The sequence below is a fragment of the Cryobacterium breve genome (assembly GCF_004402375.1).
GTDB classification, from domain to species: domain Bacteria; phylum Actinomycetota; class Actinomycetes; order Actinomycetales; family Microbacteriaceae; genus Cryobacterium; species Cryobacterium breve.
In genome coordinates, this window is sequence record NZ_SOGJ01000022.1 from 181,706 (window position 1) to 200,606 (window position 18,901).

19 protein-coding genes and 1 tRNA gene are annotated in these 18,901 nt (G+C 68.2%); 8 read left to right on the plus strand and 12 right to left on the minus strand.

The window, feature by feature from the left end; genetic code table 11:
• Nucleotides 1-9 precede the first annotated feature (9 nt).
• On the plus strand, nucleotides 10-1,674 hold the full coding sequence (locus E3O65_RS09795; RefSeq protein ID WP_241985634.1) for a glycoside hydrolase family 13 protein: 1,665 nt from the start codon (nucleotides 10-12) through the stop codon (nucleotides 1,672-1,674).
• 182 nt (nucleotides 1,675-1,856) lie between these two features.
• Nucleotides 1,857-2,672: a GTP pyrophosphokinase gene (locus E3O65_RS09800; RefSeq protein WP_338419183.1), complete on the plus strand. Its 816-nt coding sequence runs from the start codon at nucleotides 1,857-1,859 to the stop codon at nucleotides 2,670-2,672.
• A gap of 68 nt (nucleotides 2,673-2,740) precedes the next feature.
• Here E3O65_RS09800 and E3O65_RS09805 read toward each other — a convergent pair whose 3' ends face one another.
• The 3 genes from E3O65_RS09805 to E3O65_RS09815 form a co-directional block, all read right to left on the minus strand.
• Nucleotides 2,741-3,931 carry a M23 family metallopeptidase gene (locus E3O65_RS09805; protein ID WP_134363541.1) on the minus strand — a complete coding sequence of 397 codons (1,191 nt, stop codon included), beginning with the start codon at nucleotides 3,929-3,931 and terminating at the stop codon, nucleotides 2,741-2,743.
• Nucleotides 3,932-4,211: 280 nt separating this feature from the next.
• Complete coding sequence (locus E3O65_RS09810; RefSeq protein WP_134363542.1) at nucleotides 4,212-5,045, minus strand: inositol monophosphatase family protein; 834 nt, start codon at nucleotides 5,043-5,045, stop codon at nucleotides 4,212-4,214.
• A 31-nt stretch (nucleotides 5,046-5,076) separates the two neighbouring features.
• A tRNA-Tyr gene (locus tag E3O65_RS09815) sits at nucleotides 5,077-5,158 on the minus strand.
• 158 nt (nucleotides 5,159-5,316) lie between these two features.
• Here E3O65_RS09815 and E3O65_RS09820 point away from each other — a divergent pair.
• Both E3O65_RS09820 and E3O65_RS09825 read left to right on the plus strand, forming a co-directional pair.
• A complete protein-coding gene (locus tag E3O65_RS09820; RefSeq protein ID WP_134363543.1) occupies nucleotides 5,317-6,333 on the plus strand; it encodes a LacI family DNA-binding transcriptional regulator in 1,017 nt (338 codons plus the stop codon).
• 26 nt (nucleotides 6,334-6,359) lie between these two features.
• Complete coding sequence (locus tag E3O65_RS09825) at nucleotides 6,360-6,848, plus strand: YajQ family cyclic di-GMP-binding protein (protein ID WP_134363544.1); 489 nt, start codon at nucleotides 6,360-6,362, stop codon at nucleotides 6,846-6,848.
• 143 nt (nucleotides 6,849-6,991) lie between these two features.
• Here E3O65_RS09825 and E3O65_RS09830 read toward each other — a convergent pair whose 3' ends face one another.
• The 3 genes from E3O65_RS09830 to ubiE are packed head-to-tail and all read right to left on the minus strand — an operon-like array spanning nucleotide 6,992 to nucleotide 10,216.
• Nucleotides 6,992-8,377 (minus strand): FAD-dependent oxidoreductase, encoded by a 1,386-nt coding sequence (locus E3O65_RS09830; RefSeq protein ID WP_134363545.1) that lies wholly within the window; start codon nucleotides 8,375-8,377, stop codon nucleotides 6,992-6,994.
• A 10-nt stretch (nucleotides 8,378-8,387) separates the two neighbouring features.
• Nucleotides 8,388-9,458: a polyprenyl synthetase family protein gene (locus tag E3O65_RS09835; RefSeq protein ID WP_422386416.1), complete on the minus strand. Its 1,071-nt coding sequence runs from the start codon at nucleotides 9,456-9,458 to the stop codon at nucleotides 8,388-8,390.
• Between the two features lie 32 nt (nucleotides 9,459-9,490).
• Complete coding sequence (ubiE, locus tag E3O65_RS09840) at nucleotides 9,491-10,216, minus strand: bifunctional demethylmenaquinone methyltransferase/2-methoxy-6-polyprenyl-1,4-benzoquinol methylase UbiE (protein WP_134363546.1); 726 nt, start codon at nucleotides 10,214-10,216, stop codon at nucleotides 9,491-9,493.
• A gap of 65 nt (nucleotides 10,217-10,281) precedes the next feature.
• Here ubiE and E3O65_RS09845 point away from each other — a divergent pair, with 65 nt between their 5' ends.
• On the plus strand, nucleotides 10,282-11,514 hold the full coding sequence (locus E3O65_RS09845) for an isochorismate synthase (RefSeq protein ID WP_241985635.1): 1,233 nt from the start codon (nucleotides 10,282-10,284) through the stop codon (nucleotides 11,512-11,514).
• A gap of 9 nt (nucleotides 11,515-11,523) precedes the next feature.
• Here the strand turns inward: E3O65_RS09845 and E3O65_RS09850 are convergent, their stop codons facing one another.
• From E3O65_RS09850 to E3O65_RS09860, 3 genes are read right to left on the minus strand one after another with little or no spacing between them, the layout of a single operon-like run.
• Entirely contained in the window at nucleotides 11,524-12,390 is an 867-nt protein-coding gene (locus E3O65_RS09850) for a polyphosphate kinase 2 family protein (protein ID WP_134363547.1), read from the minus strand.
• Between the two features lie 35 nt (nucleotides 12,391-12,425).
• Complete coding sequence (menD, locus tag E3O65_RS09855) at nucleotides 12,426-14,162, minus strand: 2-succinyl-5-enolpyruvyl-6-hydroxy-3-cyclohexene-1-carboxylic-acid synthase (RefSeq protein ID WP_134363548.1); 1,737 nt, start codon at nucleotides 14,160-14,162, stop codon at nucleotides 12,426-12,428.
• Nucleotides 14,155-14,646, minus strand: a complete 492-nt coding sequence (locus tag E3O65_RS09860) for a PLDc N-terminal domain-containing protein (RefSeq protein ID WP_134363549.1) — start codon at nucleotides 14,644-14,646, stop codon at nucleotides 14,155-14,157. The genes menD and E3O65_RS09860 overlap by 8 nt, the downstream gene beginning before the upstream one ends.
• Nucleotides 14,647-14,716: 70 nt before the next feature.
• On the opposite strand from E3O65_RS09860, the gene E3O65_RS09865 reads away from it, so the two are divergent.
• Complete coding sequence (locus E3O65_RS09865) at nucleotides 14,717-15,028, plus strand: DUF4229 domain-containing protein (protein ID WP_134363550.1); 312 nt, start codon at nucleotides 14,717-14,719, stop codon at nucleotides 15,026-15,028.
• On the opposite strand, the gene E3O65_RS09870 is transcribed toward E3O65_RS09865, so the two are convergent.
• The 3 genes from E3O65_RS09870 to E3O65_RS09880 all read right to left on the minus strand — a co-directional run bounded on the left by E3O65_RS09870 (nucleotide 15,002) and on the right by E3O65_RS09880 (nucleotide 18,132).
• Nucleotides 15,002-15,982, minus strand: coding sequence for a 1,4-dihydroxy-2-naphthoate polyprenyltransferase (locus E3O65_RS09870; protein ID WP_134363551.1), 981 nt, complete (start codon nucleotides 15,980-15,982; stop codon nucleotides 15,002-15,004). The two genes, E3O65_RS09865 and E3O65_RS09870, sit on opposite strands and share 27 nt — an antisense overlap.
• A 65-nt stretch (nucleotides 15,983-16,047) precedes the next feature.
• Entirely contained in the window at nucleotides 16,048-17,214 is a 1,167-nt protein-coding gene (locus E3O65_RS09875; RefSeq protein ID WP_166785717.1) for an AMP-binding protein, read from the minus strand.
• Nucleotides 17,215-17,220: 6 nt separating this feature from the next.
• Nucleotides 17,221-18,132, minus strand: coding sequence for a 1,4-dihydroxy-2-naphthoyl-CoA synthase (locus tag E3O65_RS09880; protein ID WP_134363552.1), 912 nt, complete (start codon nucleotides 18,130-18,132; stop codon nucleotides 17,221-17,223).
• 231 nt (nucleotides 18,133-18,363) lie between these two features.
• On the opposite strand from E3O65_RS09880, the gene E3O65_RS09885 reads away from it, so the two are divergent.
• Nucleotides 18,364-18,600 (plus strand): hypothetical protein, encoded by a 237-nt coding sequence (locus E3O65_RS09885; RefSeq protein ID WP_134363553.1) that lies wholly within the window; start codon nucleotides 18,364-18,366, stop codon nucleotides 18,598-18,600.
• A partial coding sequence (locus E3O65_RS09890; protein WP_277870776.1) for a sigma-70 factor domain-containing protein occupies nucleotides 18,597-18,901 on the plus strand: 305 nt, incomplete at its 3' end. The genes E3O65_RS09885 and E3O65_RS09890, both read left to right, overlap by 4 nt.

Genomic DNA, 18,901 nt, shown 5'->3' on the forward strand with positions numbered 1-18,901 from the left:
GTTTTCCCCATGACAGGCACAGAATGGTGGCGCACCGCCGTTATCTACCAGATTTATCCCCGATCCTTCGCGGACGCCAACGGCGATGGCATGGGCGACCTTGCCGGCGTGACGAGCCGATTGCCGGCTCTAAAGAGCCTCGGCATCGACGCCATCTGGCTGTCGCCGTTCTACACCTCACCGCAGCACGACGCCGGCTATGACGTGGCCGACTACTGCGATGTCGACCCGCGGTTCGGCACTCTCACCGACTTCGACATCCTGCAGCGCACCGCGCACGACCTGGGCATCCGTGTCATCGTCGACCTCGTCCCGAACCACTCCTCGAGCGACCACCCGTGGTTCCAGGCTGCCCTCGCGTCGCCGGCGGGCAGCGACGATCGCGCGCACTACATTTTTCGTGACGGTACGGGCGAGAACGGCGAACTGCCGCCGAACAACTGGGACTCCGTCTTCGGCGGCAAGGCCTGGACCCGCATCCAGAACGCGGACGGCACGCCGGGCCAGTGGTACCTGCACCTCTTCGACACCACTCAGCCCGACTTCGACTGGGACAACCCCTGGGTGCGTGAGCAGTTCCGCGACGTGCTGCGTTTCTGGCTCGACCGCGGCGCCGACGGCTTCCGGGTGGATGTCGCGCACGGCATGATCAAGGAAACCGGCCTGCCCGACTACACCCCGGTCGAGGGCGGCAGCATGGGCGGCGCCACGGTCCCGGACCTCGGCAGCATCCCCGGTGCCGCCCCCACCGCGCCCTACTGGGCCCAGGATGGCGTGCACGAGATCTACCGGGACTGGCGCCTCATCCTCGACGAGTACCCGGGCGACCGCATCCTGGCGGCCGAGGCCTGGGTCGACCCGCTCAGCCACGTAGCCGAATGGGTGCGCCCCGACGAGATGCACCAGGCGTTCAACTTCGCCTACCTCGAGACCCCCTGGAGCGGCCCCACGCTCCGACGCGTGATCGACGACTCCCTCGCCGCGTTCGGCGCGGTCGGCGCCCCGAGCACGTGGGTGCTCTCCAACCACGATGTGGTGCGCCACGCCTCCCGCCTCGCGCTCAACCACGAGAACCTGCAAGGTCATGGAATCGGGCCGAACACGCCCGACCTGCCCGACGCCGTGATCGGCCTGCAGAGGGCCAGGGCCGCCTCGGCGCTGATGCTCGCGCTGCCAGGCTCCAGCTACCTCTACCAGGGTGAGGAACTGGGTCTGCCCGAGGTCGTCCACCTGCCTGACTCCGCACGCGAGGACCCCACCTGGTTCCGCACCAATGGAGAACGATACGGCCGCGACGGATGCCGCGTGCCGCTCCCCTGGGAGGCCGCCTCCCCCTCCTACGGCTTCGGCCCCTCGGCTGCAAGCTGGCTGCCGCAGCCGGAGGAGTGGGCGGGGCTCGCCCGTGACGCGCAGGCCGGCGTCGCGGGGTCCACCCTCGAGCTGTACACGCTGGCCCTGCGCCTGCGCCGCGAACATGCCCTCGGACTGGGTTCGGTGGAGTGGCTGCACGGCCACGCTGACGAGATCGTGGCGTTTACCAACGGCGCGGTGACGGTCGTCGCGAACACGGGTGCGGCATCCGTGCCCCTGCCCGCCGGCGAACTGCTGCTCGCCAGCGGCCCGCTGCCTGGCAACACGTTGCCGGGCGACACCACGGTCTGGCTGCGCGCCTAGGCCCACGCCGGCCCGCCGCCCGTCTCGCCCGCCCTCGCGGCGCACCCTGCGGAGCCGGGCTACGGCAGTGGAGAGGATGCCCGGTTCTGGGAGGGCGGGCACCGACGATCAGCGGCCCAGCAGCCCCTCATGGGACAATCGGGAAATGGTGCTCGATCTGTGTGCGCCCAGAAGGAGCAACGGTGAGCAGCACGGGGATCGACAGCGGAACCGAACACGGCACCGACCTCGGCGAACTCCGCGAGCTGAAGACCGAACTGACCCGGTTCATGCTGGCGTACAAGTTCGCGACCGACGAGATGATGACGAAGATCAACATCTTGAAGGAGGAGTTCGCCTCCATCCACGACTACAGCCCGATCGAGCATGTCGCGTCGCGATTGAAGTCGCCCGATGGCATCCTGAAAAAGGCCGTGCGCAAGGGCTGCCCGCTGGTCCTCGACGACATTCGTGCCCAGATCCAGGACATCGCGGGCATCCGCATCACCTGCAGCTTCATCTCCGATACCTACCGCATCCTCGACATGCTCACCAGTCAGCTCGACGTCACCGTGCTCGAGGTCAAGGACTACATCGCCACCCCGAAGGCGAACGGGTACAAGAGCCTGCACCTGATCGCCGACATCCCCGTCTTCATGTCCGACCGTGTCGACGAGGTCACGGTCGAGATCCAGATCCGAACGGTCGCGATGGACTTCTGGGCGAGTCTTGAGCACAAGATCTACTACAAGTACCGCGGCGCGGTTCCGGTCGACCTGGTCTCAGACCTCAAGCAGGCGGCGGATGTCGCCAACCGGCTCGACCTGAAAATGGAGGGCTTGCACGACCAGGTGCTCGCCATGGAACCCGGCGGCAGCACCGAGAACGACTTGCTGGAGATCGCCGGGCTGTCGCAGCTGGCTCTGCCCGGCGGGCTGCTCGCGGCCATGGGTCGCACCCGGGCCGCCGGGTCCGCGTCAGACGCCGACGACGAGGCGGAGACCGGCACCGACGGCTAGGTCACGTCTGCCTGGCTTGGGCAGCCGGGTGGGAGCAGTCCGGCTCGCGCAGCCGGACTCGTGAACACCTAGTTCGTGTTGGCGTACAACCAGACGAGCGGGTCGACCTTCGTGCCGCTCATGCCGCCGACGCGAATCTCGAAATGCAGGTGCGGGCCGGTGGACATTCCCGTGTTGCCGACCTGACCGATGACCTGGCCAACCGTGACCACGTCACCCGCTTTGAAGAGCATCGAGTCGTGGACCATGTGCGCGTAGACGCTGGAGACGAGCTTGCCGTCGATCATGTGGTCGATGATCATGTGCACGCCCAGGCTGCCTTCGCCGTCTTCGGCGAAGCGCACGACGCCGTCGGCGATCGATTGGATGGGCGCACCGAGGCCCGGGTTGAAGTCCTGTCCGCCGTGGTTCGAGGAGCAGCCGGCGCAGTCGCGGAAACCGAACTGGTCACCGATGTGCACGCCCACGGAGAATGGCCACTGAACGGTGCCGTTGGGGTTGTTCGTGAAGGTGGCTTCCATCCGGATGCCGCTGGCCGCAGCAACCTCGGCGACGGTCTTCGACTGGTAGCCGTCACGCTCCACCGAGATCGTGTCCGCCCCGCCGTCCATGGCGAGCGTCTGAGCCGGTTCGTTCCGGGTGCTCTGTTGAGCGACCTGGGCTGCGGCCTGCACATCGGCGGAGGACAGCAGTGCCTCGGCCGGAAGGGACGTGGACACGGCCATCAGCGCAACGAAGGCCATCGCGACCATCGACATGCTCGTGGCGGCGACCTTGCGCATCCGGCCGGTCGGAGCCGCGCTTGTGGTGCGGGGGCTGGTCGGCGCTGCTGCTGCGGTCTTCGGGCGAACCGAGGGGGCCAAGCGCTCGCGGGCCGACGCACGACGGGGGCGAGTTGAGCTCGGGTCCGACTCCTCCGCGCGGCGACGGGCCCGGGTGGGAAAAGGGATCTCGGTGGACGTCGTCACGGCGGAGACGGCCGCCTGCGACTGCTTGACGTCGTCAGCGTCCGGTGTCGCTGCCGGTGCCGCCAGGAACAGGTCGGGCTCGTGCAGGCCGGCAGCGATCAGCCGCTCAGCGTCTGGGGAGAGCGGCACCACGGACTCGGTCAGGATCTCATCGGTCCGGATCTCAACCGGGGTGTCTGTCGCTTCGTCAGCCGCGACTGCGGCCTCGGCGAGCTCCAGGGGCGACAGCTCCATCCGCTCGCGCTCGCGCAACTCGCGACGCGTGAGGGGACGTTCCAGAGGGTCACTCACGCCCAGCGCCGAGGCAGCCGGTAATACGGAGTGAGAGTGCACAGGAATAGTTTCTTTCGGCGCGTCGGACAGGGTGACGGACGGTCATCTTGGCCACGGCCAAAGTAACGAATCACTACAGGATACCGCCTAGCGGCACCGAATCGCACAAACGGACCCCGAATGACACCCGAAAGCGGGGGCGCCCGCTGCCCTTTCCGGGGAGCCCGACTGGCCGCCCGGAACGCCTCGGTTGGCCGTGTTTCCGGGGCATCCGTCTCGTTCAAAGCGGTTCAGACAGTTACGCCCGCGGGTCGGTCATGAAGTCCTCGAAAAGTTTCGCCAGGATGGGCTCGCAGGCCCGGTAGAGGTCAGGTGCCCCGGCCAAAAGCAGGTCGAGGCCTTCCCGGTCGGCCCCGAAACCTCCGACCTGGGCTCCGGCCTCCCGCGCCATCAGCACGCCCGCGGCGTGGTCCCAGGGGTTCAGCCCGCGCTCGTAGTACAGGTTCAACCGTCCGGCGGCGAGCGAGCACAGGTCGAGTGCGGCCGACCCCATCCGACGAATATCGCGCACCTGGCCGATCAGCCCCCGCACCACATCCGCCTGCCGCTCCCTCTCGGCCGCGCGATAGGAGAAGCCGGTTCCCAATAACGCCAGCGACAACGGCACGGCCGCCGCCACCTGCAGCCGGCGATTACCCAGCCAGGTACCCTCGCCGACTGCCGCGGTGAATAGCTCGTCGCCGGTCGGGTTGTAGACGACGCCGGCCAGTGTGGTCCAGGTGGCCGGGTCAGGGTCTCCCTCCACAACGGCGATACTGACTGCCCAGAACGGCAGACCGTAGAGGTAGTTGACAGTGCCGTCGATCGGGTCGACGACCCACGTCAACCCGGACCTGCCATGCACGGCCGTCGATTCCTCGCCGAGGAACCCGTCATCGGGCCGGGACGTGGCCAGCAGTGCCCGAATCAGCGATTCGGTCTCGCGGTCGGCCAGGGTAACGATGTCCTCCGGGGAGGACTTCGACGCCGCGAGCTGCACCCCCTCGGATCGCCGCCGGGCCGCAAATTCCCCCGCGGCGAGCGCGGTGTCCTGGGCGAGGCGAAGCAAGGCGGTGGAGACACGGGTGGCCATGACTCAACGCTAGGTGATGCAGAAGTAAGAGTGGCAAGTGAGGGATTCGAACCCCCGAAGTCTAAGACGGCTGATTTACAGTCAGATCCCTTTGGCCACTTGGGTAACTTGCCAATACGCACCCGACCATATGCAGAACACGTGACCGGAGACGCTCAGACAGAATACAAGGTTTTGTGTCCCAGTGAGAAATCAACGTGCGCGACGGGCGTGTATCGGTCGGTCGTTATGATCGGAGAGGGCATATTTTTCATACTGTGAGGGAATCCAGATGGTCGGCATCGATGAGGTCGCACGTCATGCCGGCGTGTCCACGGCCACGGTGTCGCGCGCTCTGAGCGGCAACGGCCCCGTGTCGCCGGCCACCCGACTGAAAGTAGAGGCCTCGGCCGGAGAACTCGGCTATGTCGTGTCCTCCACCGCCTCGAGCCTCGCCTCGGGCCGGATGAAGAACATCGGTGTTGTCGTCCCGTTCCTCGATCGCTGGTTCTTCTCCAGCGTCGTCGAAGGCGCCCAGCGGGCTCTGCTCCGCAACGGCTACGACCTCACCCTCTACAGCCTGACCGGTGGCAAGGCCGAGCGGCGCAGCGTGTTCGAGCATTTCCTGCTGCGTCAGCGGGTGGATGCCGTGATCTCCATTTCCCTCGAGCTCACGGAAGGCGAGGTGGCCCGGCTCCATGCCCTCGAGAAGCCGCTCGTCGGTGTCGGCGGCCCCATCCAGGGCGTGCGCACTCTCACGGTGGACGATGTCGCCATCGCTCAGCACGCGACCGAGCACCTGCTCGCCCTCGGCCACACCCGCATCGCGCATCTCGGCGGCAACAAGGACCTCGACCTGGACTTCCACCTGCCCACAAACCGCAGGGTCGGTTACGAACGCGCCCTCGAGGCGGCCGGAATCGCTCCCGACCCGGCCTTGTTCATGGCTGCCGACTTCACCATGCGAGGCGGCTACCAGGCGGCGAAGCAGCTCCTCGGCAGCCCGCACAACCGGCCGACGGCGGTTTTCGCGGCGTCTGACGAGATGGCGATCGGCACCATCCTCGCCGCCCGCGACCTCGGGCTCGTCGTGCCGCGGGACGTCTCGGTGGTCGGGGTCGACGACTACGACCTGGCCGATTTCTTCGGCCTGACCACGATCGCGCAGTTCCCGCAGGGGCAGGGCGAGAGTGCCGTCGAGATCCTGCTCGACCAGCTGCGTCCCGGGCAGAACCAGCTCACCGACCTCAACACGCCCATGCCGTTCGAGCTCCTGGTGCGGTCCAGCACGGCACGACCCGGCGAATAGCCCGTCCACTCGGTAGCATTGCAGGCATGGCAGACTCAACGTTCGACATCGTCAGCAAGGTCGACCCGATGGAGGTCGACAACGCCCTCAACCAGGCCCACAAAGAGGTCGCGCAACGCTACGACTTCAAGAACGTCGGCGCCTCGATCGAGATGAGTGGCGAAAAGGTACTCATGAAGGCCAACTCCGAGGAGCGCGTGAAAGCAATCCTCGAGGTCTTCGAGTCGAAGCTGATCAAGCGCGGCATCTCCCTGCGCAGCCTCGACGCGGGCGACCCGTTCGCGTCGGGCAAGGAATTCCGCATCGAGGCCTCGATGAAAGCCGGGATCGACCAGGAGAACGCGAAGAAGATCAACAAGATCATCCGGGACGAGGGTCCCAAGGGCGTCAAGAGCCAGATCCAGGGCGACGAGCTGAGGGTCAGCTCGAAGAGCCGTGACGACCTGCAGGCCACCATGTCCCTGCTCAAGGGCAAAGACCTCGACGTCGCCCTGCAGTTCGTCAACTTCCGCTAGTCGCACCGCGGCGTCGCCGCCCCCGGGTGCCTGCCCCGTGCGGCGTGCGAACCAATTCGACGGAGATTTTTCCGGTTTCGCCACAATTGCGGCTGAAAAACCGTTTCCGCAGGAAAATCTCCGTCGAATTCGTTCGGAGCAGGTCAGCCCTGGGCGCGGGAGACCAGCACCATTTCGTCGCGGGGCACGACCTTGATCCGAGTGCGACCCTCGGCAGTGCCGAGTGCGAGCTCATACTGGTCGAGCTTGTGCCACCCGTCGAGGTTCGTGTACTCGACCCCGCGCTCGTCGAGCAGGGTGACGATGCTCTGCTCCGACGGGGACTCCGGGCGCCACCAGTTGCCGAGGTCGTTGATCAGGTGCCGCACGGTTTCCATGGCGTCGGACTTCGTGTGGCCGATCAGTCCCACCGGTCCGCGCTTGATCCAGCCGGTCGCGTAGACGCCGTACATCTGGGTGTTGGCGCCCTTGGAACCGAACGACGGGTCGCCCTTCCAGAGCACCTGTCCCTCGCGGTTGGGAATCACTCCGTGCTTCTTGTCGAACGGCACACCGGGCAGCGGCGAACCAAAGTAGCCGACCGCGCGGTAGACCGCCTGGATCGGCAGTTCGCGGATCTCCCCGGTGCCGACAACGCCGCCCTGGCCATCCGGCGCCGTTCGCTCGTAACGGATGGCACCGACCCGGCCGGTTCCGTCGTCGACGATTTCGAGGGGCTTGGCGAAGAAGTGCAGGTGCAGGCGCCGACTGGCCGTCCCGGCCGGACGCTCCCGCCACTTGTTCAACACCTTGTCGATCACGAAGACCTGCTTGTTGCTGGCCACGGCGTCCCGAGCGGCGTCGTCGTAGTCGAAGTCCTCGTCGTAAACGACGATGTCCACGTCCGGCAGATCGCCGAGCTCCCGCAGTTCCAGGGGGGTGAACTTCACCGAGGTGGGGCCGCGCCGGCCGAACACGTGCACATCCGTCACCGCCGAGGCCTTGAGCCCCGCGTAGACGTTAGCCGGGATCTCGGTGCTCAGCAGGTCGTCGGCGTGCTTGGCCAGGATGCGCGAGACATCCAGTGCCACGTTGCCGTTGCCGATCACGGCGACCTCCCGGGCCTCGAGCGGCCAGGTGCGCGGGAAATCGGGGTGGCCGTCGAACCAGCTGACGAACCGGGCTGCCCCGTATGACCCTTCGAGGTCGATGCCGGGGATGTCCAGGTCGGCGTCGCGCACGGCTCCGGTCGCGAAGATGACGGCGTTGTAGTGCTTCTTCAAGTCGTCGAGGGTCACGTCCCGGCCGAACTGCACGTTGCCGAACACACGGATGTCTCCTCGGTCGAGCACGTCGCGCAGAGCCGTGATGATGCCCTTGATCCGGGGATGGTCGGGGGCGACGCCGTAGCGCACGAGTCCGTACGGTGCCGGCAGGTGATCGAAGAGGTCGATGGAGACCTCGAAGTTCCGTTCCGCCTTCAGCAGGATGTCGGCGGCATAGATTCCCGCAGGTCCCGCACCGACAATGGCCAATCGCAACTTGGTCATGGAAACCTTTCTAACTTGATCGCTCAACGATCGTGTCGGCGAAGCGGGTGAGCGCCTTCTTGACCGACCCGTGCGGCAGTGCGGCCAGGGCCTCGACCGCTTCCCGGGCCCAGCCGTGCGCCTCGGCCAGGGTTTGGGCGGTCACATCGTGCTCGCGCAGGGCGGTGATCGCCGAGTCGGCTTCCGGGGTCGCGACACCGTTGCTGGCCATGACGTCGCGTTCGAGGCGTTCGAGCAGAGCAGCCGCGATCGCGTCGTGCGGGGCGCGCTCACGCAGGCGCAGCAGAGGCAAGGTCGCCACTCCGGCGCGCAGGTCGGTGCCGGGGACCTTTCCGGTCTCCTCCGGCTGCGGTGAGAGGTCGAGCACGTCGTCAATGAGCTGGAAGGCCACGCCGATCTTCTCGCCGAACGCGATCACGGGCTGTTCGTACTCGGCGGGGGCGTCGGAGAAGATGATGCCGGCCTGGGCGGCCGCGGCGATCAGCGAACCGGTCTTGTCGGCGAGCACCTGGATGTAGTGATCCACCGGGTCCTGGCCGGGCTGCGCCCCGACGGTCTCGTGAAGCTGGCCGAGCACGAGACGCTCGAAGGTGTCGGCCTGCAAACGGATGGCCCGCTCTCCCAACCGTGCCATCAGCTGGTTCGCGCGGGCAAAGAGCAGATCCCCGGTCAGGATCGCGACCGAGTTGCCCCACACCGTCTGGGCGCTCGGCACCCCGCGGCGCTTGTCCGAGTCGTCCATCACGTCGTCATGGTAGAGCGAGGCCAGGTGGGTGATCTCGATCGCGGTTGCCGCGGTGATGACGTCGGCGTGGTTGCCGCTGCCAAGGTGTGCGGTGAGCAGCGCCAGCATGGGGCGGACGCGCTTGCCGCCGGCCTTGAGCAGGTAACGGCTGGTGACGTTCGCGATCTCATCGGCGAAGGTGACCTCGGCGAGCAGGCTGGCCTCGACCTGGTCGATGCCCGCGTCGATCCCGGCGGCCAGGCCGCGGTCCTCGGCAGTGGAGAAAATTCGATCGCTGAGGCCGAGCTGACTCGTCACGGACGCGCCGCGACGGAACAGGGGCATGCTCGGTTTCACTCTGTCAGCCTATCGATCGGATCTGGGAGGATTCAGGACGGGACGATGGACGCACCTGCCGGCTTGACGCCGCGATGCAGTGCCACGATACCCAGGGTCAGGTTGCGGTAGGCGACGGAGTCGAAGCCCGCGTCGCGCAGCCAGGCGCTGAGGGTGGACTGGTTCGGCCACGCCGCGATCGACTCGCCCAGGTAGTCGTAGGCCTCCGCGTTCGACGACGCGAGCTTCACGACCAGCGGCATCACGTGGTTGAGATAGGCGAAGTAGCTCACCCGGATCGGTGCGAGCGGCGGCGTGGAGAACTCGCAGATCACGACGCGCCCGCCGGGCTTGGTCACCCGGTAGAACTCGGCCAGGGCCTTCTTGGGCTCGACAACATTGCGCAGGCCGAAGGAGATGGTCACGGCGTCGAATTCGTTGTCGGAGAACGGCAGCGCCGTGGCGTCGGCCTGCACGAATTCGACCTGCGGGTTGTCGGCGTGACGCTCGCGTCCGACGGCGATCATGCCTTCGGAGAAATCGGCGGCCACGACGTGCGCACCCGTTTTCGTCAGGGCGACGCTGGAGGTGCCCGTTCCGGCGGCGATGTCGAGGATGCGTTCGCCGCGTTGCGGGTTCACGGCACGGGTCGCGGCCATCCGCCAGAGAGCGGCGTTGCCGACCGACAGCATCGCGTTCGTGCGATCGTAATGGGTGGAGACCTGATCGAACATGGCAGCGACCTGCTCGGGCTGCTTATTAAGGTCTGCTCTACTCACTCACTCAGTCTAGATTGCCCACGGACGCGCGGGGCGCTCCACAGCCGCTGGCATAGGCTGTGCAGGTGAATGCTCAGGCTCTATCGGTTGAAACCACCCCCATCGCCGACATCCGCCAATTGATTCTTCTGCTCGACACCCGCGAACCGCTCCTGTGGATGCGTCGCAACCAGGGTCTGGCCGGCATCGGTACGGCGTTGCGGCTCGAGTTCACCGGCGGGACCCGACTCACGGATGCCGCCGCCGCCTGGCGCGAGGTCGCCGCCGCCGCCACCGTGACCGACCCGATCGGCCGCACAGGCACCGGACTGCTCGCCTTCGGGGCATTCGCCTTCGACGCCTCCTCTGACCAGACCAGTGTGCTGATCGTGCCGCAGGTCATCATCGGGCGCGACGACGGCCAGTGCTGGGTCACCCGCATCTGGCCCACGGGCAGCACGCCGCCGGATATCCCCCTCGCCCTGCGTCCGCTCGGCACCGAGTACCGCATCAGGCTCCTGCCTGGGGCGCTTCCTCCCGACGGCTACCGCGCTGCGGTCGGCGACGCGGTCTCCCGCATCGCCGAGGGCGACCTCAACAAGGTCGTTCTGGCCCGCGACCTGGTCGGGCGCCTGCCGGCCGAGTCCGACCTGCGCCGAGCCATCAGCGAACTGGCGCTGGGCTATCCCGACTGCTGGACGTACGCGGTCGACGGCCTCGTCGGCTCCAGCCCGGAGACCCTCATCCGCGCCGACCACGGTGAGGTCAACGCGCGCGTGCTGGCCGGCACCATGTCACGCGGCGCGGATGCCGCCTCCGACCTGGAGGCGGCTCTCCAGTTGGCCACGTCGGCCAAGGACGGCGACGAGCACGCCTTCGCGGTGCAGAGCGTGCTCGCCTCGCTGCGCCCGCACACCTCGCACCTCACCACCAGCGAAATCCCGTTCACCGTGAAGTTGCCGAACCTCTGGCACCTGGCGACGGATGTCGAAGGCACCCTCAGTGACGGATCGAACTCCCTCGACCTGATCGCCGCCATGCACCCGACGGCCGCGGTCGCGGGAACGCCCACCGAGGCTGCGCTCGCCCTGATCCGTGAGCTCGAGCCGTTCGACCGTGGTCGCTACGCCGGCCCCGTGGGCTGGGTCGGCGCCGACGGCGACGGCGAGTGGGCCATCGCCCTGCGCTGCGCTCAGGTCAGCCCGGCCGGCGGCGTCACGGCCTACGCGGGCTGCGGAATCGTCCTGGACTCCGAACCCGAGCGCGAACTCGCGGAAACACGGATGAAGTTCCGCCCCGTCGTCGAAGCCTTCGGCTGAGCTGAAACGTCAGGTGGCGGCGAGGCGGGCCTTCTCGGCCTCGACGTCGAAAGTCGCTGGCGGCCAGGACAGGTTCAGGCGCTGCAGGGCGTCGATGAGCAGGTGCTGCACGGCCAGGCGGGCGTACCACTTCTTCTCGGCCGGCACCACGAACCAGGGAGCGGCGTCGTTCGACGTGCGTTCAAGGGCGATCTGGTAGGCCTGCTGGTAGGCAGGCCACTGCATCCGTTCGTCGATGTCGCCAGGGTTGTACTTCCAGTGCTTGTCGGGTCGTTCCAGCCGCTCGGCCAGGCGTAACTTCTGGTTGTCCGAGCCGATGTGAAGCATGACCTTGACGATGGTGGTGCCCGCGTCGACGAGTTCTTGCTCGAACCGGTTGATCAGTCCGTAGCGCGCCTCGATCTCTGCCTCCGGGGCCAGCGCGCGCACGCGGCCGACGAGCACGTCCTCGTAGTGCGACCGGTCGAAGACGCCGATCAGCCCGGCGTCGGGCAGCCGTTTGCGCACCCGCCAGAGAAAGTCGTGGGCCCGCTCCTCGTCGGTGGGCGCCTTGAACGCATGCAGACGGATGCCCTGGGGGTCGACGGCACCGACGACGTGGCGCACGACGCCACCTTTGCCGGCCGTGTCCATGGCCTGCAGCACGAGGAGCACCCTGCGCGGGTCTCCGGACCGACTGTTGGCAAAAAGTCTCTCCTGCAGATCCGACAACACGCCCACCCCGCTGGCGAGGGCCTCGTCGGCGTTGTCCTTGGCCACTCCGTCGAAGCCCGGCGTGGAGCCGGGATCCACGTCCGCGAGCCGGAACCCGGGCGCCACCCGCAGCAGCGCCCTCGGTTCCCCGGCCCAGAATTCCTGCTCACTGCGTTCTGCCATGATGCGCCTTTCGTGGTCTATCGAACCGGAGTGGTCTAGCGGACCAGAGGAACCTCGAGAATGCTCGGCCCGGCATGCGGCGAGGTCAGGGCCCGCTCCAAATCGCTCCGGCTGGCAGCCAGGCCGTAGGACCAGCCGTAAGCCGCGGCGAGATTGGCCAGATCGGCCTGTTGCGGGGTGAAGAGCACCCGGTTGATGGCCTCGGCGCGAGCGGATGCCGCCACCTCGAGGCCGTCGAAAATGGTGCCGCCACCGTCGTTGCCGACGATGATCTGCAGGCGTGGGAGAGCCTCCCCCGGCGTCAGCAGGAGCGAGCCGATATCGTGCAGCAGGGTGAGGTCGCCCACGACCAGCCGGGTGACGCCGGTGGACTGCGGCGCCGGCCCGGTCTGGCTCGCCAAGGCGATGCCGATGGCCGTGGCCACCGTGCCGTCTATCCCGGCCAGGCCGCGGTTGGAGTGCACGGAGATCTTCTTGCCTGGAACGCGGCGGTCGGCGACCCGGATCAGTCGGGAGGCACCGAAGACGAGACGGTCGTGCGGCCAGGAGGAGCGCCAGACGGCGTCGGCGAGCATGGGCCGGGTGACCGGCGCGCGCATGGCGGCGAGTTCCTCGCGGGTGATCCCGCGGTCACTCATCGGGATTGATTCCCGGGCGGCCCCGGCGGCCAGCAGGTGGCGGCTGGACATAACCCAGCGTCCCAGCCATTCGCGTCCGTCCGGGGTGCCGGCCGCTTCAACGGCCGTGGCGTCGGGGGCGGCCGCGCGGGCGAAGACGCGCACCCGGCGTCCGGGGTTGAACCATTCGGAACCGGTGGGCGCCACCACGATGGTCTCCACACCCTCGCGCGCGATCATTGCCGGAACCTCGCGGCTGAGCGTCGGATGACCGAACACGACCGCGCGTTCGACCCGGCCGCCCAGATCGGAGGCCAGCAGCAGCTCACGGTACGCCGACACCAGATTCGGGCCGAACCGGGCGCCGCTGCAGACCTCGGCCAGCAAGGGCCAGCCCCCGGCGCGAGCGAATTCCTCGGCCTCGGGGCCGGCGCCGGTTCCCGCGATGACCACGGTGCGCGGACCGCCCGCGACGAGGAATACCGGTTCGGGGCGGTCGGCGGACAGGATGGGCTCGGAGAGCACAGCAGCCGATTCGGCGAGTCCGGCCGGGCCCGAGATCAGTTCGGGCGTCAGGGTGACCGGGGCCGACAACGGCTCCCGGAAGGCAAGGTTCAGCTGCACCGGACCCGGGTCGAGCGAGCGGAGGCCGGTCGCGGCATCCGTTGCCCGGCGGGCCAGGGAGATGGCGGCGCCCGGCTCGGCGCCCGCGCCGTGCGGTGCGGGCTCATCGATGCACAGGCGCGTCGCCACGCCGAACAGGCCGGGCTGCAGGGTGGTCTGGTTCGAGCGGATGCCGCGCAGCTCGCTCGGCCGGTCGGCCGTCAGCAGGATCATGGCGACCCCGGAGTGATGCGCCTCGAGCACGGCGGGGTGGAGGTTCGCCACGGCCGTTCCCGAGGTGCAGACGACCAGTGTCGGCCGGCCTGACTCGACGGCAAGCCCGAGCGCGAGGAAGCCCGCGCCGCGCTCGTCGAGACGCACGTGCAGGCGGATCTGCCCGATCCGCTCCAGCTCCGCGCAGACCAGGGCGAGGGCCTGCGAACGGGCGCCCGGACTCAGAACCACGTCGCGCACGCCGAGACGCACGAATTCACCCAGGAGAGAGACGCTGAAGTCTGTTGCCGGGCTGCCGCTGGCGCCGATGTCAGGCATCCCGCCGGCCGGGAAGGTCACCCTCGCCCGGCTCGGATTTTTTCGGCTCGAACCCGGACGGGCCTGCCTGGCCGCTCTTTCCGGCTTGGCCGCTCTTTCCGGCCTGGCCGGGGGATCCGGCCTGGCCGGCGGTTCCGGTCTGGCCAGAACCAGGGTCGCGGGGATCCGGTTCATCCAGGTCAGCGAGCTCCTGCTCAAGGGCCCGGAGTCGTTCTTGGTCGGACTTGGCGCGGTCCAGACCCTTGAGGAACTCGATGTCGTCGTCCGGGGCGAACGAGCGCATGACCTTGCCCGTGCTCGCACGGCCGCGGCCGATCAGCAGCCAGAGCACCGGCCCGATCACGGGGATGAGCACGATCACGAAGATCCAGACCCAGCGCGGAAGCCCGCGAACCCGGGATCGACGAAGAAGCGCGCAGTCGACCAACGTATAGACGGTGAGGACGACAACGACGACTCCAAGAGCGAACCACAGGCGGACCATAACGACAGTGTATGGCTCCCACCCGTGAGATCGGTGAGTGGTTCACAGGCCAGCGACCTACACTGAGGCCATGAAAGCTGTTCCCGCCTGGGTGTCCTACTCGGTCTTCCGCGTGCTCCTCTTCGCCGTCCCTCTCGCCGCCATGCTCGCACTCCGAATCGAGTGGTGGATCGCGGCCATCGCGTCCGCCCTGATCGGGGCGTCGCTGTCGTTCATCCTGCTGCGGAAGCCGCGCGAGCAAGTCGCACTGGGCCTCTACCAGGCCCGCCACCCCGAGAAGGAGTCGGTGCACCCCGACGCCGAGTCCGAGGATGCCGCCCTGGACCTGGCCGCGGAGCGCGCGGCCGAGACCGACCTACAGCGCGAACGCGAGAGCCAGTAGCAGCCCGTACGCCAGGGCCGTGACGCTGGTCAGCTTGAGGGCCAGCACGAGTTCCGCCGAGGTCCTCGCCGTCACCGTGATCAGTCCGGCCGGCACGGCCAGCAGCAGCACGAAGAACGTGAGCCAGGCCAGCGGGTAGAAGAGTGCGAAGAAGGCGGCGATGACGAATGCCAGAAGCAGGAACAGGCAGAAGACCACGCGCGACGCCGTACCGCCGATCAGCACCGCGAGGGTGCGCTTACCGGATGCGCGGTCCGGTGCCAGGTCGCGCAGGTTGTTGACCATCAGCACGGCCATGGCGATCAAGCCGATGCCCACGCCGCTCAGCCAGCTTTCGGTGTTCACCGTACCTACCTGCACGTAGGTCGTGCCGGTCGTGGCCACGAGGCCGAAGAACACGAAGACGAACACCTCGCCGAGACCGGAGTAGCCATAGGGCCTGCGGCCCCCCGTGTAGAACCAGGCCGCGACGATGGCGACCGCGCCCACCAACAGGAGCCACCACTGCCCGGTCAGCACGACCAGGGTGAGGCCGGCGAGCGCGGCGAGGGCGAAGAACGAGGCGGCGACGGTGAGCACCGCGCGGGGCTGGGCTGCCCCGCTGCCGGTCAGCCGGGCCGGGCCGATGCGGTTGGCATCGGTGCCGCGAATCCCGTCGGAGTAGTCGTTGGCGTAGTTCACGCCGATCTGCAGGCACAGGGCCACGATCAGCGCCAGCAGTGCACGCACCGGGTGGAAGACGCCGGGGCCGCTGGCCACGATCGCGGCGCCGGTGCCGAGCGCCACCGGGCCGATCGCCAGCGGCAACGTGCGCAACCGCGCGCCGGAGACCCAGTCACCGGCCGTGGCCGGTCCGGTCCGTGCCGGGCGACTGCCGGCGGGGACGTTCCGACGTGCCGGGTTGCCCGACTTGCCGCCCCGGTTCACCGGGTTCGTCGTTGCCGAGGGGTTCAATCGTCGTTGTGAGGGCCTGACCGGCCGCGCTCCATGTGCCACGCCTACATAGTACGTGCCGGGCGTCAGAGATCGGCGAGCATCCGGGCCAGCGCCCGGAGGTCGGGTTTGCCCGTGGACAGCTGCGGGATCGCCGCCACCCGAACGAGCCGCACGGGCCTGGCGGCCTTGCCCAGAGCGGATGCGACGGCCTCCCCGATCCGGCCGAGAATCACCGCCGTGTCGTCGGCGACGGATGCCACGCCCGGCAGGACCAACACCGGAACCTGCCCCCACTGCCGGTCGGGCCGGCCCACCACGACCGCGTCACCGAGGCCCGGCAGCGATCGCACGACCCGCTCGACCGCGTCGAGCGACACCTTCTCGCCGCCGGAGATGATCACGTTGTCGGCTCGGCCGAGCACGCGCACGAAGCCCGTCACGGCATCCACCTCGCCTAGGTCACGCGTGCGGTACCAGCGTTCGCCGTGCATCTCGATGAAGCGGTCGCCGGTGCGCGCGAGATCACCCACGTAGCCCTCGGCGAGCACGGAGCCTGCGATCTCCAGCTGTCCGTCGACCGCGCGCACCTCGGTGTTGCCGATCGGTGTCCCGTTGTAGACGCAGCCGCCGGCGGTCTCCGAGGAGCCATAGGTGGCCACGACCCGCAGGTCGAGGCCGAAGGAGCGCTCGGCCAGCTCGGGAGGCAGCGCCTGCCCGCCGACCAGGATTCCCTGGAATCGCCGCAGCACGGCAAGCAGGCGGCGGTCGGCGCCGGCCGCCTCGACCAGCCGGGCCAGCTGCACAGGAACCAGCGCCGTGAACCGCAGCGGCTCGGTGAGACGCTCCGCCCAGTCCGTGAACCCCGCCGGGTCGAAGTGCCCGCCCGGCAGCACCACGGGAGTGGTGTTCGCCACGATCGAGCGCACGAGGACCTGCACGCCTGCAATGTAGTGCACGGGCAGAGCGAGCAGCCACTGGCCGGCCCCGCCGAGGTAGGCGCTGGACGCGGCGGCGCTGCTCAGAAGGGCGTCGGTGCTCAGCATCACGCGCTTGGGGACATCCGTCGACCCGGACGTCTCGATCACCACCGACACCTGCCTCGGCACCCGGGCCAGCCCGGCCAGAGCCGGCGCCGGACCGTGGCCGGGTACCGGCAGGACCGCGTCTCCCGTGTTGGCAAGGGCCAGCCGCAACGGGCTCATCAGGGCGAGCGGGTCGCCGACCGGCAGCACCGTGAGAGGGCGAGTCATGGTCGCCTAGAACTGCCAGTCGTAGGGACCCCAGTCGGGGTCGCGCTTCTCCAGGAAGGCGTCGCGCCCTTCGACGGCCTCGTCGGTGCCGTAAGCCAGGCGGGTGGCCTCCCCCGCGAAGACCTGCTGGCCGACAAGCCCGTCATCGACGGCGTTGAAGGCGAATTTCAGCATCCGGATGGCGGTGGGCGACTTGGTCAGGATCGTGCGAGCCCAGTCCAGGGCCTCCACCTCGAGCTGGGCGTGCGGCACGACAGCGTTCACGGCCCCCATCTCGAAGGCGCGTTGCGCCGAGTACTCGCGGGCCAGGAAGAACACTTCCCGCGCAGTCTTCTGCCCCACCTGGCGGGCGAAGTACGCGCTGCCATAGCCGGCGTCGAAGGAGCCCACGTCGGCATCCGTCTGCTTGAACTTGCCGTGCTCGGCGCTGGCGATGCTGAGGTCGCAGACCACGTGCAGGGAGTGCCCGCCGCCGGCAGCCCAGCCGGGAATGACCGCGATGACGACCTTGGGCATGAACCGGATCAGCCGCTGCACCTCGAGGATGTGCAGCCGGCCACCGCGGGCCTTGTCGATGCCGGAGGCGGTCTCACCGTCGGCGTACTTGTAGCCGTCCCTGCCACGGATGCGCTGGTCGCCGCCCGAGCAGAACGCCCAGCCGCCGTCCTTCGGGCTGGGGCCGTTGCCGGTGAGCAGCACCACACCGATCCGTGGGTTGACGCGGGCGTCCTCGAGGGCCGCATGCAACTCGTCGACCGTGTGCGGGCGGAAGGCGTTGCGCACCTCGGGCCGGTTGAACGCCACCCGGGCGATCCTCCCGGTCACGTCGTGATGGTACGTGACGTCGGTGAGGCGCTCGAAGCCCGCAACCTCCTGCCACTGGGTCGGGTCGAAGATTTCGGAAACCTGTTCGATCATGCACTCCAGCCTACGCGGGCGACGTATGGCTCCCGTCGGCCCCAGGGACGACGGCAACGGCACCCCACGGGGGAAGATCTACCCCTCTTCGGGGGTCGAAGTCAACCCCCTTGAGGGCCTCGATTTCACCATGTGTACTTATTTCTTGAGAAAGACTCGGAGGTAGTGATGACCCGCACCGGCACTCGACAAGCGCTCAACGAAGACGCGCGAAGCAACAATCCCCACCCCATGGATATCAGAGACATCGGCATCAATGCACTCTCCCCCACGGAATGGCGTGTCAGCGACCGCATGGTCGCCGACGGCGACCCGGCCGCCCTCGTTGGATTCATCCAGCGCGTGGACGACGCCTTCGAAGTGACGAACTTCGGCCGACCCCGAGAACGGTCGTATTTCTCGTCATTCGACCGGGCCACGGCCAGCCTCGCCCTGTGCCGGACACCTGACACGGCGGTTCTGCGATGAGCACCGTCACGAAACAGAGCCGGCCTGCCACCACCGCGCCGGCCCGGTACAGCGCGTCGACGGATGCCTTCGGCGACTACCTGCGCCAGATCGGCAAGGGTCCCCTGCTCTCCGCCGTCGACGAGGTGACGCTGGCCCAGCGCATCGAGGTGGGCCTGTTCGCCGCCGACAAGCTGGCCCACGGCGTCGACGACCCGTCGCTCGCACGGGAATTGGCCTGGCTCGCCCACGACGGCCGCCGCGCGAAGAACCTCTTCATCGAGGCCAACCTGCGCCTGGTCGTGAGCATCGCCAAACACTA

Bases quoted from the DNA above. Each gene is read 5' to 3' on its own strand.
- E3O65_RS09850 (WP_134363547.1), bottom strand. From the start codon at position 12,390: ATGGCAGAACGCAGTGAGCAGGAATTCTGGGCCGGGGAACCGAGGGCG.
- E3O65_RS09810 (WP_134363542.1), bottom strand. From the start codon at position 5,045: ATGGCCACCCGTGTCTCCACCGCCTTGCTTCGCCTCGCCCAGGACACC.
- E3O65_RS09830 (WP_134363545.1), bottom strand. From the start codon at position 8,377: ATGACCAAGTTGCGATTGGCCATTGTCGGTGCGGGACCTGCGGGAATC.
- E3O65_RS09860 (WP_134363549.1), bottom strand. From the start codon at position 14,646: ATGGTCCGCCTGTGGTTCGCTCTTGGAGTCGTCGTTGTCGTCCTCACC.
- menD (WP_134363548.1), bottom strand. From the start codon at position 14,162: ATGCCTGACATCGGCGCCAGCGGCAGCCCGGCAACAGACTTCAGCGTC.
- E3O65_RS09865 (WP_134363550.1), top strand. From the start codon at position 14,717: ATGAAAGCTGTTCCCGCCTGGGTGTCCTACTCGGTCTTCCGCGTGCTC.
- E3O65_RS09880 (WP_134363552.1), bottom strand. From the start codon at position 18,132: ATGATCGAACAGGTTTCCGAAATCTTCGACCCGACCCAGTGGCAGGAG.
- E3O65_RS09885 (WP_134363553.1), top strand. From the start codon at position 18,364: ATGGATATCAGAGACATCGGCATCAATGCACTCTCCCCCACGGAATGG.
- E3O65_RS09820 (WP_134363543.1), top strand. From the start codon at position 5,317: ATGGTCGGCATCGATGAGGTCGCACGTCATGCCGGCGTGTCCACGGCC.
- E3O65_RS09875 (WP_166785717.1), bottom strand. From the start codon at position 17,214: ATGACTCGCCCTCTCACGGTGCTGCCGGTCGGCGACCCGCTCGCCCTG.
- E3O65_RS09795 (WP_241985634.1), top strand. From the start codon at position 10: ATGACAGGCACAGAATGGTGGCGCACCGCCGTTATCTACCAGATTTAT.
- E3O65_RS09825 (WP_134363544.1), top strand. From the start codon at position 6,360: ATGGCAGACTCAACGTTCGACATCGTCAGCAAGGTCGACCCGATGGAG.